The following is a 14,923-nucleotide window of genomic DNA, read 5'->3' on the forward strand; positions in this document are numbered from 1 at the left end:
CTATTAGGCTGCAACGGGATTTTGGCAGTATTTGTTACCTATTCTGATTATTGCAATTGAAAATACTCATCGCCGTCAGCGTTGAGATTTGCTAACGTAGTCTTAACATATTGAAAAATTTGCGGTCGAATTCGAGAAAATACCTACCAGCACTAGTTTACTGTGTTGGTGGTTTGTTATCTGGAAATGTGTAGTGTTTTGGTTTATTTAGAACAATGTAATTTTTATCTCAGAGGGGGTTATGGTTGTAAATTTTGCTCGAACTTCAGCTTCTACGGAAATTTTAAAACAAGTATTCCAGAATATTGATGCCCAAAGTTGCCCGACATTATTTAACTTTCATATGCACACTGTCCAGTCTGATGGCAGATTGCAACCACATACCTTAATGGAACAAGCGATCGCCATTGGACTACAAGGACTGGCAATCACCGACCATCATACTATTGGTGGTTATCAAGCGGCAAAAGCTTGGTTAGAAGACTGGAGGTGGAATCATCCTGAAGCAGCGATTCCCCACTTGTGGAGTGGCGTGGAAATTAATGCCAATCTTTTGGATATTGAAGTGCATATTTTGGCTTACTCTTTCCAGCCAGAACATAAGAGCATGAAACCGTATTTGCAAAGAAAAGCGACTACAGGTAAAGAATATCAAGCACATAATGTAATTGCTGCAATTCATGAAGCTGGAGGATTAGCTGTACTCGCTCATCCGGCGCGTTACAGGCGATCGCACTTAGAGTTAATTCCCGCTGCTGCTGAAAAGGGAATCGATGGTGTAGAAACCTTCTACGCTTACAACAACCCCAACCCTTGGAAACCTAGTACTTTAGAGTCAGAACAAATACAACATTTAGCTGCTGAATATCGGCTTTTCAATACTTGTGGTACTGATACACACGGTTTGAGCATACTCCAGCGTTTGTAATCATGCGTCTACACAACTCGAAACTCCTGGTTTAACTAGCCAGGGGATTTTACTATATTTAGATGAGACTGGAATAGTGCTAAGAATCAGGATTAGGCGAGCCTGAAGCTGTTTGTTCGTTTTCTGCGATCGCACTCTTATCGAACTCTTCTTCGCGGCGTTTTTTTTCATCCTCTTGAGATGTTTGATGTGAACTACTAACTAAGTCTTCGGCACTTTGGAAACCTAACATTTCTACATTAGATTTATATAAATATTTTTGTGATAATAATAGCTGTGAGTTACTAATATCATCTATTGGAATAGGAGCAGATGGTATCAATCCCCCAATTAAACTTGGAGCAGTGACAATAATAGTCACGAAGGCTTCTATTTTTTCTATAAGGCCACATCCGCGTCTAGTTTCTAAGCCGTAACAACTAGACCCCGATGAACATGACCCTAGCGAAAAATCCCCTTAATTGTTGACCACAGACTTTTGAGCAAACTAGAATCACCGCCACGCATCAAGTCACCGATAATTTCTAACCCTTTACCGAGCAAATTACCAATTTCTTTAGCAATAGGTATTTCAATATTCAAGTTAATGATAGTTTGATTTAAATCCCCCTTAATTAAAGTTACTTGATTAGAGTCTCCCTTAAGTTCCTGCTGTAACTGCTGAACATCATCACGGTTTTTCTCCATCCTCTCTACACCTTCTATTACTGTTTTATGAAGTTGTTTCATCTCGTGCTGGATGGGTTTAAGTTGCTCTTGACCTTCTTTTATTGCTTCTTTTTCAGTATTGATTACTTCCTGCAATTTGGCTTCTAATCTCTGTTGTTGACCTGTGTAAAGTCCGCTACGACGCTTGAGGCGTTCTAGCTTCGCCATTAGATTTTCTTTATTTTCTTGATGTTCAGTCAGTTCACCACCGATTTTTTCAGCTTGGTCTCTGAGGTTTTCAGCTTTTTGTTCTAACTGTTCACGATTTTCAAATTGTGTATCTGCCATAGTTTATTGATGCTTACGAATATTATCATAATAATCCACCAGCTAAATTCTTTAAAGATTCTTCTATTTCAGATATAGCTATTTTATTTAAAAACTGTCTCATGACTTCAGTATTATGCTTGAGATTCTCTAACTCTGTCAATTCAGGAGAATCAGCAAATAACAGATGCGCAGACTCGATAGCAGTATTTAAGTTAAATAATTGCTCATCCAGTTTAGCTTGATCGCGTTTCATCGCGGCTATAATAGCCAATGGCGATTCATCAGGATCATCCATTAGTTCATCTAGTAGATAAGGGAATATTGCCAAATCTTTCTGCAACTTAATCATGTCGTTCGCAGACTCATTTAACCGAATTATTTCTTGAGAAATTGTCTGCCATGTTTCTAATAAATTTTTAACTATTACATCCATATTTATTTAAATCTCTTGTATGTTATGAATGATTTTCGCTTTTTTCACAAGTTCTAGAACTGTCTCTAAAGTTAGTTCAATTTGCTCTCGATAACGAGATGCTTCTTTTCTAATTCTCTTGAACTTGTCTTTTAATCGGCTATCTCGGTTTTGTATAGCTTTGTACTGAACTTCTATTTCTTGCCATTGCAGCAACAGCTTACTATTAGCGTCATAATTGAGAGTTTTATCTAACTGCTTTACACGAGAGCGCAAATTTTCTAATTCCCTTTGCCAACGCGACCATTGCTGCTCGTACTGACTACGACCTAAATTATTATAGTTAGTTTCAATGTCTTGTAATTTTTGTTCAAATCCGCTAAAATTTTTTCTTATTTTAATTTGTAATTTCACAAGATTTATCAAATCATTTTCAGGAGCAACAGTGAGTTTTTTAAATTGATTTAAATAATCTAAAGATATAATTTTTTCAAAAATATCATCATAATTATCTCCATTTTTATTGTCATAACTAAATTTCAGCACTCCCGCTAAATTATTAAATGTTTCTTCGATGAGTTGTATCAGGTTAACTTCTAATTCTCCTTGTTGTTGATCAACTTTTTTAAATGCATCTTGTAATTTTTTCAAACTTTGCTGGTAATCATGACAAATACGGATATGTTCATTGGCATCGCTAATGAGCAGTATTTTTTGACTATAACGATACCAATCTGAGGATTGAATTAAAGAGGTAATTTGCTCATTGGTGATCGAACTTTCTACCCTTAATTTCACCTTAGCACTGTTTTCATAAGGAATTTTTACAGGATGGGGACGATACCACCCTTCCATATATAAGAAAGATTCACCAGGTTTAAGACGGGCAATTTCTTCTATTTGAGATTGGTCTAAAAGCATCGCTTGTCCGATATCTTTGCGGTCATCAGCAGAGACTAATCTGTGAGCAATTTTGACATTGGTATTCTTCACAACTTCTGCTGCTACTGCTGTGGGTAACTGGTCGGAGATAATAATTCCTTCCCTTAATGCACGCATTTCTGCTAACATCCGCGTCACGTAATTTGCTGCTTCTTGCTTGGTATTTGCTTCTTCTGCTGATGAAGATCCAAGATTTTTTCCTACTAAATTATGTGCTTCTTCCAGTAATATGATATGTTCGGGAAGACCAGCTTTTTCAATACGCTGACGTTTGATATATTCACGAATTTTAGTTAATAAAAATAACGTCATCAAATTGGCTTGCTCTTGGTTGAGATAGTCCAATTCCAAAATTGTCGGATATTTTAATAAATCAGAAATTTTTGGACTACTCTTTTGGGTATTCAACATTGCCCCTACACCTCGACGTAGCAAACTGCCAATCCGAACTTCTAGGGCAGTTTTGAGGTTAGATTTTACTTCACCAGCATAATCTTTAGTTTCAAACAAAGCAGCGATTTTGTTGTACAAATCTCGCATTGTGGGAATCTGCAAATTTTCTGGCGTTCCTTGTTCGCTTCCAGTCCATCCTCGGTCATAATAAATTTCTTCCAATGCTTCCGAAAGTAAAGCTGGTAAGGGGCAAGAAAGAGGTAATGCACTACGAAATGAAGCTTCTAAATTAGAAATATGTTCATAAAATTGCACTTCATCGGAAACTTCAAAGGGATTAAACCGGAAGGGAGAAATCAAATCGTTGCCTAAAGTATAAACCCGCAATTGTTTAGTGAGAGTTTTTAAAGACGAGATTAATTTTGCCTCTGTTGGAGTGAATCGACTAATATCAGGATTAATAGCTAAAAGTGAACGGTATTCAGTTTTCGCAGGTTCAAAAACTAAAAACGGGATTCCGTGATTCCACAACTGAGTTAGTAAGTTAAATGCTGTTGTCGTCTTACCGCTACCAGGAACCCCGCAAATAAAAGTGTGTTTATTCAGTTGTTCTAGTTCAATTTGAATTGTGTATTCTTCGTGGGTAATTTCGTAGCCACCAAAATCAATCCATTGCTTGTTATTATCCAAGCTAGAGATGTCATTTTCCTGACTAATTCCTGGTACAGGTGCATCATTGGGAACAACGATGCGAAACAAACCGCTGATTTCATTGAGAGTAGCGTAGCGGTGCAATGGCTTTAAATCTGCAACTCGCACACCGCCTTTACCAGTGATAGAATCTCCACCAAATTCTGCTTCTCCCAGTCCTTTGTCCCATTCTTCCCAGTGGGTAGCTGTGGAAAGTTGTCCCGTCTGGGTTGCATTGAGACTTTCTGTAAATGTAGGATGATTGGCAGTCAAAATAATGGTGCGATAGCGACTCTTTTTTGTACCACTTAGCATTAAAGTTCCTAAAACACTGCGAACTGCTAGTTCATCTTTGCCGAGAACTTTGATGCTATAGCGATAGAGGCTTTCTGTAAGATAAGAAGACTGATATTTATCGTAGATGCGAGAAACTAACTGAGCATTTCTGTCTCCTTCTCTGGAAAGACTTAAGCTAGAACCACTGCTAGCTTGTCTGAGTTGGGATAACATTTGATCTAGGGCGTTAATCCAACTAGATTTTTCTTGCAGAGATGTGGTATCTGGTTGTAGGGTGATTTCCAACATCAGGGGACTATTGAAGCGAGAAATCGCCTGACATACGACCAACATATCATTAGTTTCATCTGCTTCTAATTGCAGTGGCACATAATAATTTTGCAATCCCTTTTTTTTGAGGGATTCTAAGGAATCTTTAGGGCGAGTGCTAATTATTTCTTCATATTTTATTGCTTCGCCAATATGTGTTACCCAGTTCAGGTTTTGCAGTTGAGCAACTTGTTCTGATGGTTTGATTTGATAAAACTGGCTAAGAAATCCTTGAGTAATAATTTTTTCAATATCTTCGCTAGTGCGTGTATCACTGGTGAGTGTATTTGTATGTGATTGACTAACTAACAGATAAATTCCTAATCGTTTATCAAAGGGTAAACCTGGTGCGTAGCGGTAACGAAGGGAAAAGGTCAGGTTGTAAACTCTGCCGATGTCACTTAGTAAGAGTAGAAAATCCTTCTGGCTACTGATGGCTTTTTGGCGAACTCCTTGACCATGAAGTGACACATATTTTTGGGATTTGAGGTCGGGTATTTGGGGGATTTGAAATATGAATAATGACATCATTTTATATATTTAACAATAATATTTTTTATAATGCTAAACTCACTTTTAAAAAATTATTATATGAAGATAAAAATTCTAATTTTAATTTAGATAAAGTTATCAAAATATATGATTATGCACACTTCATCTTATTTAAATGATTATATATATTATTGTAAATTGATGTCAAATAAATTCATTTTAATTACTAATTTTCGCAACCAGTAATTTAACCTAATTAGAGTAGGTATAAAATAATTTATTTTTGCAAGATTTCTATTATTTCTCTCTTTTGTTTATCGATCATATCAGCAATTCTAATTTGGTATTTTTTTGCTTCATCTATCTTTTTATCAATATAATTAGGATCGGGATAAAATAGACGAAAAATTACGGCTCCCACAAACATTCCAATGGGGAAAATAAAAGTTGCTAATGTAATTAAAATAGCCATTCCTATATCGCCACGTAACAAAAGAAATGCGACTAAAAAAATTATAATATATCCAGCTACAATACAGTAGATTAAACTAATACTTATCTTCGCATTTTCTGTTTCATATTGACTAATTTTTAATATTATAGGAGCAAGTTGATTTTGTTTATAAATATCATAAAAACTACTTACTGTTTCCCTTAAACTAGAAGTAGTTTCTCGCAATAATTTATCATACTTGTCTAAAATAATTTGATATTCATCTTGTATGTCTACATGGGGAAAATCTGCAACCTTACATGGTAATATTACTTTTTCATAAGTATCCAAATTAATATTTCTAATTTTGGCAAAATTGCTTTCTAACTTACTTTTTAAATTAAGTGATAAGTTTTTTCTGTTTTGAAATTCTACTTCTCGATTGTGAATTTCTTGTACTACCTTACTTAACCACTCTCGACAATCTTGTTTGACTTTTTTCCTACTCAAAGTTTCAGAAAGATATTTAAGATTTTTTGATAAATCTAAAAGTGTATTGTATTGATAATTTACCGAATTATATGATTTACTAAATGTAATTGTAGCCACGTAAAGAATAAAGTTGTCTTCACGTAATTTTTCTAAAAAACTATCATTATCTTTTTTAATAAGAGAATCAGCACATAAAAATCTCATCAAAGAATTATTGCTTTGTAACCCAAGAAACTTAATCTCAAGTTGTAAATTTTTAATTACTGGGTATAAGCTGACTGAATGGGTTAAAGATTGTATGTCTCCTATATTTTCAAAAACTTCATTTTCATCTAATTCTGAAGCATTTTCTGCCATTGCTTCAGCCCTTTTCAGTAAATTTACAATTTCTTGTATTCCCCTCAAAGCAAGAGATTCAATAACTTTCCAACAAACATCAAATTTATTTATGTCTTCATACTTATTAAGTTTAATTAGTAATTTGGTTGACCAATCATGAAATATACTACCACCATCTAAATGTAAAGTTAATTCTCTCAGCTTGTTATAATTTCCATAAATCCAAAAACGCAAATACTCCTCGTAATCATTACTTTGCGTAAGATTCTGATCAACAAATCTCTTGATTTTAGACTGCATTATCCTTTCAGCAATATTCTTAGGTTCCTCAGTCAAGTGTTGAGAAACAGCAATAAAATCAAACTTAATATTCTCAATAGTGGTAGCCGCAGACCAACGAATCAAATCACTTGCACCTGACTTTGCTTGTTCACTCAGCATTACCAATAAATCATCACTTTGTTTCAGGCGTTCTTTTACCTCAGCATTGGTAATCTTGCCAAAAGCCTGAATAGTCAAAGCCAGCACCGACTCTAATTTGATACTTCTCAGTAATTCTACAAACGCATCTACAGGTGGTTTATCACTAGTCGCCAACCCTTCAAATAAATCAATTTCCTCACCTGCATTCTTGCATTCTCGGAAAGCGTTCAAAATATCCCCAGCAGTCTTGAGGTTAGTGTAGTTCATATCGGCGGTAGATTTTATACCCTACGCCTATGCAAAATAACATACAAAAAAATATTAAAGCTTCAGTGTTTATACTTGGTAAAAGTAAACACTCACCTTGACTTATTTCAGAAGCAAGGAGAGAGAAGGCGATCGCATTTCAAAAATTAATATTCTGATAATCTATTGCTGAAATTGCGATAACAACCAAGCAATCACTTGACTTTGATTCATTTGGCGACTACGACGAAAAGCCTCTTCTAAAAGAGAGATTTGTAATCCTGGTAATACTTGAGATTGAGTAATTTTTCGACTACCACCGTTAGCAACAGCAAAAGCAATTACTTGGACGTTCTGTACATCGATAATCCAATATTCATCTACTCCTAATTCTTCATAAAGCAGATGTTTTTCACCTTTATCATCTGCTAGCGAAGTGTTCGCAACTTCAATAACCAAATTTGGCGGTGGATAGTTGTCAAGGTTAATAATAGAAGTTCCCCAAGGAATCACATCGGCATTTTCACCAATGTAATAAGAAACATCAGGCTGTGCATCATTAAAGCCAGTTTTACGGTAAGTACAGTTATCATTGCCATTCATAGGAATACCCTTAATAGCTGCGTAGTTACTAGCGGCAAGAATAACAATCGTGTGGTCACGAGCATGGTCACTACTTACTGGAGGCATTTCAATCCTCATTTTGCGATTGTAGTAGTAGCCCTTAGCTTTTTCGTAGGCAGGATTTTCAATTAATTGAATGTATTCATCCCAAGTAGCAGCTACCCAAGTATCAGTTTGTATTTTTGTTTGTAAGTTAGTCATAGATAAATTGAGTTTGCTCTTACCTCTTGATAGTAGCTTTGTTTGACTTGCGAACGATAGGATTTAGACAACCATAAGTAAAGCTAAATATGCATCCAGAAGAGACAGCAGCCCGATACGATCGCATTGCCAAATGGTGGCAGACTCAACATCAAGATTCGCTTTATGGTATTGCACAGTTGGAACGGGCGATTAAATTTACTTCTAAGAAGCATTTGGCTATTGATTTAGGGTGCGGAAGCAGTGGGCGTTTTCTCAAAATCTTAAGCGAACATGGTTTTCAAGTGGAAGCACTTGATATTTCTGAGAAAATGATAGATTTAGCCAAACAACTGCATCCAGATATTACCTTCTATCGGGAAGACATCTGCTGTTGGACTCCTAGCAAATCCTACAGCTTGATTGTTGCTTGGGACAGCACGTTTCATCTGCCACTAGATATGCAAGAACCTGTTACAAAAAAATTATGCGATGCACTTGAACCTGGTGGCGTGTTAATTTTCACTTGCGGAGGCGGAGCTAGACAATGTGAGGTTTCTGGAGCATTTCAAGGTCAGGAATTTGAGTACAGCACGCTGGGCGTCAATGCTTTCCTCAAGATTCTGAGCGAGCATCATTGTACGTGTCTCCACCTCGAATACGATCAATATCCAGAAAATCATGTTTATATTATTGCTCAAAAGACCCGATAGACCATTGTGATAGTTGCGATCGCCATTTACCGTTCACTGGTTCTAAGCTTGTAATTCATTTAGTGAATGCTTCGGTTGTCCGTCGATTCAGGTTGATGATAAGTTGCTTACAGGATGGAATTTCAAGGTGATTTGTATGGCAAGCACAATCGTTGATCCTGGCGATTTTAGTGAATATAGCAGTCGCCACGTGACCATTGAAGTCACAGGGGGCTGTAATCGAGGGTTAATGCGGAAGGCAAAGTACACAAAGACAATCCCTTATAGTTGTCTGTCTCAAACAATTCAAAGTATTAATCGCCTTGGTGGCAAAATTACCAGCGTTACCTTATCACCTTCTCATACTCAAGTCTCAACAACACCATCTCACATAACTGAAAGCGATGTCTTAGCTTCAGCACATCCAGATGAATCTGTATTCTCATTCCCCCAGCCTCAGGAACAGAAACACCCTGATGACACCTGTGAGATCGTAAAACCAACTCCAGCGCCGCAGGAAAAAGAAGCGATACCTGCGAGGAACGCAGTTTCCAACTCAGTAGAGTATACCTTTACAGAAGAGTGGTGATTAAAAAGTCAAAAGAGAATATCTCTAAATCAATTTAGGCGGTTAATACCAATTTTTGCTTTTACATTTTCAGTTTTGGCTTTTGCCTTTTTCAGACCCGATTTTGATGAATTGCCATCAAGTGATTTGTATGCGATCGCAGTAGCAAGCGATTAGTTTTTGCTGCTTTGGATTAATTTAGAACAATTCCCAATTATAGAAATCAAACAACATTACAAATAATATTTAAATTACGTATATTTATTACAAAATAAGTATCAATACCCAACTATCAGCACACAACTCATGCCCCAGATCGATCAATCTGCTTTGAAAGCTCGAAATACATTAATCGCTATGTTTCTGGTGCTGTGTATCCTAGATGCGACGCTAGTAATGATTGCACGGGATAGATGGGCTATTGGACGCATCTTACTCACAATTGTAGTCATGTACTTTGTTCTCCAAGGGCGGAAATGGGCAAAATGGCTGATGATGGGTATCTGTAGTTTGCTAGCTGTCATTCTCGTAACAATGGCGATCGCACTGAGTTCAAAGCTCTCCACTGTTCTTATCGTAGGAAGTTTGATCCTAGCCGTTCTCAGCGCCATCATTACTATCTATCTGGCTAGTAGCAGAGATTTAAATTATTACTTCTCCTGGAAAAGGCAAAATGCTTGATATCGAATTGCAGTGAGATTTAATAATTTAGTTGCATCAGAAATTATTAACTTCTCGGTTGTAATTAAGTTGATTGAGACGATAACCCATACTCCGAACTGTCTCAATTAGGTCTTCTGTGGCTCCTGCTGCTTTGATTTTTTGGCGCAAACTCCGGATATGAACCTTGATTGTATTTTCTTCTGGTGGCGATTCTAACGTCCAGATGTGTTCAACGATCGCACGACGACTGAGAACGCGACGACCATTCCGCAACAGTAATTCTAAGATTCCGTACTCTTTGGGCGTCACATATATGGGAGTTTCCCCATAACTGACTTCATAGGTGCTGGGATTGAGGCGCAAATCGCCCCATTTGAGAATTGGCGGGGATGTCACGCATCCTCGTCGCAGTAAGGCGCGAATGCGCGCAAATAGTTTTTGTAACTCGAATGGTTTAACTATATAGTCATCTGCTCCCACATCCAGCGCATTAATTTCATCGTGGATTGTGTTACAAGCAGTGAGCATGAGAATAGGCAAGTTATAACTTTGCGATCGCAAACGCTGGCAAAGACTTATACCATCTAATTGGGGTAACATCACATCCAGCAATAGCAAATCATAATTTAGGGTTTTGGCTTGATGCCATCCGGCTTCTCCATCATGCACAACATCAACTACATAAAGCTGTTCGCTTAGAGCTGCTGCCAAGGTTTCTGCAAGGCACACATCATCTTCAACCAGGAGAATCCGCATACAAAATCGGGATAGGTTTGCCAACTTTGCGTCTTTACACCTGAGATCCCCTTCACAATTTTACGAGAATTCTTCCTAATTTGATGAAAAAATATTTGCTTATCAGTTTTTGTGTCTAATTTTTTCAAAAAAATATAACAATATATCAATATTTATTACTTTAAGTAATTCTTTCCGATTTCTTTACCGTTTTCTCACCAGTTTCCTTACTGTTGCTATGCGATTATCTAGTCTCAGAGGTGAATGGCACTAATACCAATTCAAAACTCGATTTTGGCGGATTGGTATAAAATCAGCCGACGACAGGATAGGGAAAAAATTCGTTCAACAATATCTCTACGTCAGAGCATTTCTCCACGCCACTTGCTATGCTCTGTCTTGAGTTACTCTTTGCAAGCTCTTCTGTACGTCAGCCTTAACTCTTAACTTAGTGCTATTCCAGTTTGAGAGGTTTTTTGCGTAAGTCATGTTGATTGATATTTAGCTGACTTTGGAGAACCCTGATGTCGATTCCTCGATTAGAATATGCACCTTTATCTCAAAATCATCGAGTAGAAGGGTTTGAAGTTCCAAGCGATGAACAACCCAGGATTTACACTACCGACAACCTTCTGGCTGCTTCCGAAATGGATATGTTGATTATGGCAGCCTATCGCCAGGTTTTTAACGAGCAACAGATGCTAGATAGCCATCGTCAGCGATTTTTGGAGTCTCAGTTGCGGGCTGGTCAAATCATGGTGAGAGACTTCATTCGCGGATTGGTACTGTCCGATTCTTTCCGCAGACTTACCTACGACAGTAACAATAACTATCGGTTTGTCGAGATTTGCATTCAGCGAATTCTGGGTCGTAATGTTTATAGCGATCGCGAAAAACTTTCCTGGTCGATTGTGCTAGCGACTAAAGGATTGCAAGGTTTTATCGATGATTTACTCAACGCCGATGAATACCTGAGTAACTTTGGTTATGATACCGTTCCTTACCAGCGCCGCCGCATCTTACCGCAACGCACTCAAGGCGAACTTCCCTTTGCGCGGATGGCGCGTTATGGCGAACACTATCGAGACAAGCTTCCCCATCTTTTGCGCCGCATTCCTACAGGGATTTTTGAACAATTTGAGCGTTTTAGTTTGCAAACCTTGCTTACCCGTGCTGACTGGACTACCAGCTTCGGTCTGATCGGTTTTTTCATACTAGTAGCTTTCCTGCTCATCCTCTTTTCCGAAGCAAACAACTTGATAGGCGGTTAATTGGGAGAATCGTTACAATACAGGCCGATCGATTTTGAGAAAGTGGAGTTGATGAAGCCACTAGTAACGCCAGTTGCGATCGCCATTCAAAAACGCACAACAGAATAGGCGATCGCTAACACCGCGCAACTTTACAACTGTTCGCAAAATCCCAAATTGAGTAATTGCAATTTCTAAATTCTTGAGTAGAATGTTTTGGAGTGATTTTAATTACAAAGTTTACTGACTTCATAGTCAGCTATTCGATTGTAAAAATCAGATTGCTCCCTCTTGTTTGAGCAAGAGTGTCAGAGATAGATAGATGTGCTAGTCTTTCTTTTGACCTGAGAATTGTTCAGTAGGTAGCATTCAGCAAAAGTGATATACAGGGGAGATATTGAGAAGTAATGGTAGGTAAATTTAAAATCGGTGCTGGTAGCATTTCTTCATCTGCCAGTCGAGTATTTCGTTATGAAGTTATTGGCTTGCGTCAAACTTCCGAAACTAATAATAAATTTGAGATTCGGCATAGTGGTAGCACTTTTATCAATGTGCCTTACTCTCGGATGAATGAACAGATGCAGCGAATTAGCCGTTTAGGTGGCAAAATTATTAATATAGAGCCTTTGTTTGTAGAAACTGACGATCCTAGCGCAGTTCCTCACCGTGGTGGTGGCAGACGTTAGGATGCGAGATGCGATCGCCTCAAATTGTCTACTAGGACTGCGTACATAAAGCCTTCTTCATGGCGTGTTTTTAGCACTTCTCAGCGGCTCAATTAAGTTATGTAATTTTTATTAAACTAAATCGAATAATGTCCCCCTTGTCCTTTATGATTATGAGAAATTTGTAAGATTTCATAAAGGAAAGGGAGATTTTGTATTTGTGGCAATTCCTCTTTTAGAATATTCCCCTATTTCTCAAAACCAACGCGTAGCCTCCTATGAGGTTCCCGGAGACGAGCAAGCCAGAATCTTCTCTACAGAGAACCTGCTTTCTTCTACAGACTTGGACGTTCTGATTGAAGCAGCTTATCGTCAGATTTTCTTCCATGCTTTTGCTGCGGATCGCGAGCGTTTCCTAGAGTCACAGCTTCGCAGCGGTCAGATTACAGTACGCGACTTCATTCGTGGCTTGCTGTTATCTAATACCTACAAGCGCAGTTTCTACGACCTGAATAGCAACTATCGTTTTGTAGAACAAACTGTACAGCGCGTTCTCGGTCGCGATGTTTACAACAACCGCGAAAAGATTGCTTGGTCGATTGTTGTAGCGACAAAGGGTATTCAGGGCTTTGTTGATGACTTACTCAACAGTGATGAGTATCTAGAAGCCTTTGGGTACGACACAGTACCTTACCAACGTCGTCGGGTACTACCCGGTCGGACAGAGGGTGAACTGCCTTTCAACATCAAGTCTCCCCGCTACGATGCTTACCATCGTGCTAAGTTAGGCTTCCCACAAGTCATTTGGCAGACTAGCGTGCGTCGCTTTACTCCCCCCGAAAGGAAGCCAACAGCAGGTAATCCCGAGCTGTTCTTGGATATGGCTCGGAGTATCAACCCAACAGGCAACGCACCTCAGCAGTTCTCAGTACAAAATATCGATATTGAGAAAGCGGTACCCTATCGTCGCAAGTAAGTTACGCTAACAACTTAACCATAGCGTATGTTGTACTTTTATAAAGATACGGCATACGCTCTTTTATTCTAAGCACATTCATCATTCTCTGTGCGAAATCCTAGTTCTAGGAGAGCTTTGCGAATTTTGGCTTTAGAAGGGCGGACTTTGGGCGCGACTAATCCCATTTCTCTAGCAGTCTCAAATAAATCCCGCATCAACATATCCAGCGAACTATCATCCGCATCTTCTGGAAGCTTCTCAATTCTGGCTTCGTATGCTAGCGTATACAGCTCCAAGTGATGTTTCCCCATAACTCTAGCCAGTTTCCTTAAAGTTTCCGGCGTCGGACAGGTTCCCTTAAAACAAGCACCTCTAAGCCTAGGTTGAGGAACACCAGACAATTCCGCCAGACGGTTCATACTGATACCCTGTTCTTCCAAGTATTGAAGAATGAATCGTCCTAAAGGGGAGCAATCTTCAGCTTTTATTTGCAACCTTGCTGGCATTTTTCGGAATTGGGAAAATCTAAATATCTACAATATAGCGGAGTCCAAGGAATTACGCAGAATAAGTAATCCTCGGCATTGCTGAGTGCAAGCATGAATTAGCCTCACGCATCTGATGATTCTACCACCAAGGTACAGATCTCAATGGGTTAATAATAATTTCGATAAATCGCTAACGATTAAGCTTTAAGTTACATCCAGCAATAAAAACCATGCGCTAGAACTAGAGATAAAGTCTCTGCGAAATCTGTGAAAAAACGAGTTACTCTGACGTTTCCTAAACGTGCTGTACAAATGCCAGTTACCTATCGACTGGCGAAAGAGTTCAATGTTGCTGCTAATATTATCCGCGCCCAAGTTGCCCCAAATCAAATTGGCAAATTGGTTGTAGAACTGTCAGGAGACATCGATCAGTTAGATGCGGCGATCGAGTGGATGCGATCGCAAAATATCAATGTTTCTCATACATTGGGCGAAATTATCATTGATGAAGAAGCCTGCGTTCACTGTGGCTTGTGTACTGGAGTTTGTCCGACGGAAGCTTTGACTCTCAACCCAGAAACGTACAAGCTCACCTTCACGCGATCTCGCTGCATTGTCTGCGAACAGTGTATCCCCACCTGTCCTGTACAGGCAATTTCTACTAATCTTTAAATTTTCTCTACTTTGGGGAGTCAATGGTCATTCATTAAGGTCAAGAGTCCAAAG

The 14,923-nt window shown here is 38.6% G+C and carries 16 protein-coding genes; 8 read left to right on the top strand and 8 right to left on the bottom strand.

Annotation, left to right across the window (positions count from 1 at the left end):
* Nucleotides 1-241: 241 nt before the first annotated feature.
* On the top strand, nt 242-928 hold the full coding sequence (locus tag AACU33_RS10360; protein WP_096588425.1) for a PHP domain-containing protein: 687 nt from the start codon (nt 242-244) through the stop codon (nt 926-928).
* Between the two features lie 79 nt (nt 929-1,007).
* Here the strand turns inward: AACU33_RS10360 and AACU33_RS10365 are convergent, their stop codons facing one another.
* The 6 genes from AACU33_RS10365 to AACU33_RS10390 all read right to left on the bottom strand — a co-directional run bounded on the left by AACU33_RS10365 (nt 1,008) and on the right by AACU33_RS10390 (nt 8,199).
* Complete coding sequence (locus tag AACU33_RS10365) at nt 1,008-1,289, bottom strand: hypothetical protein (protein WP_096588426.1); 282 nt, start codon at nt 1,287-1,289, stop codon at nt 1,008-1,010.
* A gap of 80 nt (nt 1,290-1,369) precedes the next feature.
* Nucleotides 1,370-1,924, bottom strand: a complete 555-nt coding sequence (locus AACU33_RS10370) for a hypothetical protein (protein WP_096588427.1) — start codon at nt 1,922-1,924, stop codon at nt 1,370-1,372.
* 25 nt (nt 1,925-1,949) lie between these two features.
* Nucleotides 1,950-2,339, bottom strand: coding sequence for a hypothetical protein (locus AACU33_RS10375; RefSeq protein ID WP_096588428.1), 390 nt, complete (start codon nt 2,337-2,339; stop codon nt 1,950-1,952).
* Between the two features lie 6 nt (nt 2,340-2,345).
* A complete protein-coding gene (locus tag AACU33_RS10380; protein WP_339375903.1) occupies nt 2,346-5,480 on the bottom strand; it encodes an ATP-binding protein in 3,135 nt (1,044 codons plus the stop codon).
* A 238-nt stretch (nt 5,481-5,718) separates the two neighbouring features.
* Nucleotides 5,719-7,395 (bottom strand): hypothetical protein, encoded by a 1,677-nt coding sequence (locus tag AACU33_RS10385; RefSeq protein ID WP_096588429.1) that lies wholly within the window; start codon nt 7,393-7,395, stop codon nt 5,719-5,721.
* A gap of 162 nt (nt 7,396-7,557) precedes the next feature.
* The gene (locus tag AACU33_RS10390; RefSeq protein WP_096588430.1) at nt 7,558-8,199 is read right to left on the bottom strand and encodes a Uma2 family endonuclease; all 642 of its coding nucleotides are present in this window, start codon (nt 8,197-8,199) and stop codon (nt 7,558-7,560) included.
* A gap of 89 nt (nt 8,200-8,288) precedes the next feature.
* Between AACU33_RS10390 and AACU33_RS10395 the strand changes: the two genes are divergently transcribed.
* The 3 genes from AACU33_RS10395 (at nt 8,289) to AACU33_RS10405 (ending at nt 10,119) form a co-directional block, all read left to right on the top strand.
* Entirely contained in the window at nt 8,289-8,891 is a 603-nt protein-coding gene (locus AACU33_RS10395) for a class I SAM-dependent methyltransferase (protein WP_096588431.1), read from the top strand.
* Nucleotides 8,892-9,027: 136 nt separating this feature from the next.
* Entirely contained in the window at nt 9,028-9,459 is a 432-nt protein-coding gene (locus AACU33_RS10400) for a phycobilisome linker polypeptide (protein ID WP_096588432.1), read from the top strand.
* 285 nt (nt 9,460-9,744) lie between these two features.
* Complete coding sequence (locus AACU33_RS10405) at nt 9,745-10,119, top strand: hypothetical protein (RefSeq protein ID WP_096588433.1); 375 nt, start codon at nt 9,745-9,747, stop codon at nt 10,117-10,119.
* Between the two features lie 36 nt (nt 10,120-10,155).
* Here AACU33_RS10405 and AACU33_RS10410 read toward each other — a convergent pair whose 3' ends face one another.
* Nucleotides 10,156-10,857 (bottom strand): response regulator transcription factor, encoded by a 702-nt coding sequence (locus AACU33_RS10410; protein ID WP_096588434.1) that lies wholly within the window; start codon nt 10,855-10,857, stop codon nt 10,156-10,158.
* Nucleotides 10,858-11,360: 503 nt separating this feature from the next.
* Between AACU33_RS10410 and AACU33_RS10415 the strand changes: the two genes are divergently transcribed.
* The 3 genes from AACU33_RS10415 (at nt 11,361) to AACU33_RS10425 (ending at nt 13,727) form a co-directional block, all read left to right on the top strand.
* Nucleotides 11,361-12,107: a phycobilisome rod-core linker polypeptide gene (locus tag AACU33_RS10415; protein ID WP_096588435.1), complete on the top strand. Its 747-nt coding sequence runs from the start codon at nt 11,361-11,363 to the stop codon at nt 12,105-12,107.
* 386 nt (nt 12,108-12,493) lie between these two features.
* Nucleotides 12,494-12,772 carry a phycobilisome linker polypeptide gene (locus AACU33_RS10420; RefSeq protein WP_096588436.1) on the top strand — a complete coding sequence of 93 codons (279 nt, stop codon included), beginning with the start codon at nt 12,494-12,496 and terminating at the stop codon, nt 12,770-12,772.
* Between the two features lie 199 nt (nt 12,773-12,971).
* Nucleotides 12,972-13,727 carry a phycobilisome rod-core linker polypeptide gene (locus AACU33_RS10425; RefSeq protein WP_096588437.1) on the top strand — a complete coding sequence of 252 codons (756 nt, stop codon included), beginning with the start codon at nt 12,972-12,974 and terminating at the stop codon, nt 13,725-13,727.
* Between the two features lie 68 nt (nt 13,728-13,795).
* Here the strand turns inward: AACU33_RS10425 and AACU33_RS10430 are convergent, their stop codons facing one another.
* Entirely contained in the window at nt 13,796-14,215 is a 420-nt protein-coding gene (locus AACU33_RS10430; protein ID WP_096588438.1) for a helix-turn-helix domain-containing protein, read from the bottom strand.
* Nucleotides 14,216-14,464: 249 nt separating this feature from the next.
* Here AACU33_RS10430 and AACU33_RS10435 point away from each other — a divergent pair, with 249 nt between their 5' ends.
* On the top strand, nt 14,465-14,869 hold the full coding sequence (locus tag AACU33_RS10435; protein WP_096588439.1) for an NIL domain-containing protein: 405 nt from the start codon (nt 14,465-14,467) through the stop codon (nt 14,867-14,869).
* Nucleotides 14,870-14,923: the final 54 nt, after the last annotated feature.

This window comes from Calothrix sp. NIES-2098, from assembly GCF_963875125.1.
GTDB lineage: Bacteria > Cyanobacteriota > Cyanobacteriia > Cyanobacteriales > Nostocaceae > Aulosira.

Excerpts from the sequence above, each read along its gene's own strand:
- AACU33_RS10395 (WP_096588431.1), top strand. The coding sequence starts at position 8,289 with ATGCATCCAGAAGAGACAGCAGCCCGATACGATCGCATTGCCAAATGG.
- AACU33_RS10430 (WP_096588438.1), bottom strand. The coding sequence starts at position 14,215 with ATGCCAGCAAGGTTGCAAATAAAAGCTGAAGATTGCTCCCCTTTAGGA.
- AACU33_RS10405 (WP_096588433.1), top strand. The coding sequence starts at position 9,745 with ATGCCCCAGATCGATCAATCTGCTTTGAAAGCTCGAAATACATTAATC.
- AACU33_RS10380 (WP_339375903.1), bottom strand. The coding sequence starts at position 5,480 with ATGATGTCATTATTCATATTTCAAATCCCCCAAATACCCGACCTCAAA.
- AACU33_RS10370 (WP_096588427.1), bottom strand. The coding sequence starts at position 1,924 with ATGGCAGATACACAATTTGAAAATCGTGAACAGTTAGAACAAAAAGCT.
- AACU33_RS10420 (WP_096588436.1), top strand. The coding sequence starts at position 12,494 with ATGGTAGGTAAATTTAAAATCGGTGCTGGTAGCATTTCTTCATCTGCC.
- AACU33_RS10415 (WP_096588435.1), top strand. The coding sequence starts at position 11,361 with ATGTCGATTCCTCGATTAGAATATGCACCTTTATCTCAAAATCATCGA.
- AACU33_RS10385 (WP_096588429.1), bottom strand. The coding sequence starts at position 7,395 with ATGAACTACACTAACCTCAAGACTGCTGGGGATATTTTGAACGCTTTC.
- AACU33_RS10390 (WP_096588430.1), bottom strand. The coding sequence starts at position 8,199 with ATGACTAACTTACAAACAAAAATACAAACTGATACTTGGGTAGCTGCT.
- AACU33_RS10375 (WP_096588428.1), bottom strand. The coding sequence starts at position 2,339 with ATGGATGTAATAGTTAAAAATTTATTAGAAACATGGCAGACAATTTCT.
- AACU33_RS10410 (WP_096588434.1), bottom strand. The coding sequence starts at position 10,857 with ATGCGGATTCTCCTGGTTGAAGATGATGTGTGCCTTGCAGAAACCTTG.
- AACU33_RS10400 (WP_096588432.1), top strand. The coding sequence starts at position 9,028 with ATGGCAAGCACAATCGTTGATCCTGGCGATTTTAGTGAATATAGCAGT.
- AACU33_RS10360 (WP_096588425.1), top strand. The coding sequence starts at position 242 with ATGGTTGTAAATTTTGCTCGAACTTCAGCTTCTACGGAAATTTTAAAA.